The 1,710-nt window shown below is 70.4% G+C and carries 3 protein-coding genes; 1 reads left to right on the top strand and 2 read right to left on the bottom strand.

All coding sequences use genetic code 11. The features are described from left to right. Positions 1–63: 63 nt before the first annotated feature. A complete protein-coding gene (locus ACE3O1_RS15610; RefSeq protein ID WP_374316621.1) occupies positions 64–702 on the top strand; it encodes a LysE family translocator in 639 nt (212 codons plus the stop codon). Between the two features lie 40 nt (positions 703–742). Here ACE3O1_RS15610 and ACE3O1_RS15605 read toward each other — a convergent pair whose 3' ends face one another. Together ACE3O1_RS15605 and ACE3O1_RS15600 are read right to left on the bottom strand one after the other, a co-directional pair. After that, the gene (locus tag ACE3O1_RS15605; RefSeq protein ID WP_374316619.1) at positions 743–1,120 is read right to left on the bottom strand and encodes a VOC family protein; all 378 of its coding nucleotides are present in this window, start codon (positions 1,118–1,120) and stop codon (positions 743–745) included. Between the two features lie 50 nt (positions 1,121–1,170). Continuing rightward, positions 1,171–1,710: SDR family oxidoreductase (locus ACE3O1_RS15600; protein ID WP_374316617.1), on the bottom strand; the 540-nt coding region annotated here is incomplete at its 5' end.

Raw genomic sequence — 1,710 nt, 5'->3', positions numbered from 1 at the left:
ACCGCTCGGTGACCGTGATGATCGGCGACGATCGCTGACCGCTGACGGGACTATCGTTTCCCCGTGGTCCCTCCCGAGAACCTCCTCGCCTTCACGCTCGCCGCCGTCGTGCTCATCGTGATCCCCGGCCCGAGCGTGCTGTTCACGATCGGCCGCGCCCTCGCGCTGGGCCGCATCGGCGGGCTCCTCAGCGTGCTCGGCAACGCCCTCGGCCTCCTGCCGGTGATCGGGCTCGTCGCGCTCGGCGTCGGCGGCATCGTCGCCCAGTCGATCGTGCTGTTCACGATCGTCAAGGTCGCCGGTGCGGCGTACCTCATGTTCCTCGGGGTCCAGGCCATCCGCCACCGCTACCGCGCCGCCGAGGAGGCCAATGGTGCGCTGCCTCCGCGGTCCGCGTGGCGTCAGCTCGGCGAGGGGTTCGTGGTGGGCGTCACCAACCCGAAGACCATCGCGTTCTTCGTCGCCGTCCTGCCCCAGTTCGTCGACCTGTCGGCAGGAGCCGTGCCCCTGCAGATGATCCAGCTCGGACTGGTGTTCTTCGTGATCGCCCTCATCTCGGACGGCATCTGGGCCCTCGCCGCCGCCGGCGCCCGCTCGTGGTTCGGCAAGTCGCCGAAGCGCATCGCGCGCCTGTCGGCGACCGGGGGCGGGCTGATGATCGGGCTGGGCGGCATCCTGCTGTTCACCGGCTCCGAGCACTGACCGACCCCCGCACCGGCCGGGCCGAACACCGACGGCGGACTCAGCCGCCGGTTCCGGATGCCTCGACCCCGAGGTTGACGAGATTCCCGTCGGGGTCGCGCACCTGCGCCACCCGCTCGCCCCACGGCATGTCGGAGGGAGCCTGGACGGTGTCCCCGCCGGCGCTCATCCAGCGGGCGTAGACGGCATCGACGTCGTCGACGTAGAACCACAGCGCGATGCGGTCGGAGGCCGGCGGTGCCTGCGGATCGCGTCCCATCCCGAGCGAGGCCTCGCCTACCGCGAGGGAGACGTAGTCGTCCTCGTCGGCGCTGCCGAACCGGTACGTCACGCGCGCGTGCAGCGCGTGCTCGTAGAAGCTGACGAGCCGCGGCAGGTCACGCGACACCAGGATCGGGAAGAGGCTCCGCACCGCCATGCCGCCACGCTACGCCCGCGGCATCCGCCCTGCCACCGGTCGACGGCGAGTCAGAGGAAGATGTCGGGGAAGAGGTCGCTGTCGGGGGTGCCGGGCACGGCGGCGTAGCGCGAGAAGTCCGTGACGCCGGCCCCGCGGAGGACGTCCTCGACGATGAGCGTCTGCCCGGTGTACTCCGCCGCAGGCTTGAGGAAGACCTCGTACGCGGCATCCGCATAGATCTCAGGCGTGCGGCTGACCTTCATCATCGCGTCGCCGCCGAGGGCGAACTGCACCGCCGCAGTCGCGATCGTCGTCGACGGCCACAGGGTGTTCGCGGCGATGCCCGCCTTCGCGAACTCCGCGGCCATCCCGAGCGTCGCCATGGTCATGCCGTACTTCGCCAGCGTGTACCCGGTGTGCGCTCCCAGCCACTTCGGCGACAGGTTGAGCGGAGGCGAGAGCGAGAGGATGTGCGGGTTCGCGGCATCCCTCAGGATCGGGACGGCGGCTCGGCTGAGCATGAACGTGCCGCGCACGTTGACGTCCTGCATGAGGTCGTACTTCTTGGCGGCGAGGTCGAGCGAGCGCGACAGGTCGATGACGGAGGC

It is taken from the genome of Microbacterium sp. (assembly GCF_041909575.1).
Lineage (GTDB): Bacteria > Actinomycetota > Actinomycetes > Actinomycetales > Microbacteriaceae > Microbacterium.
The sequence above is the reverse complement of the archived record's forward strand: the minus strand, read 5'-3'. Positions and strand labels throughout refer to the sequence as shown.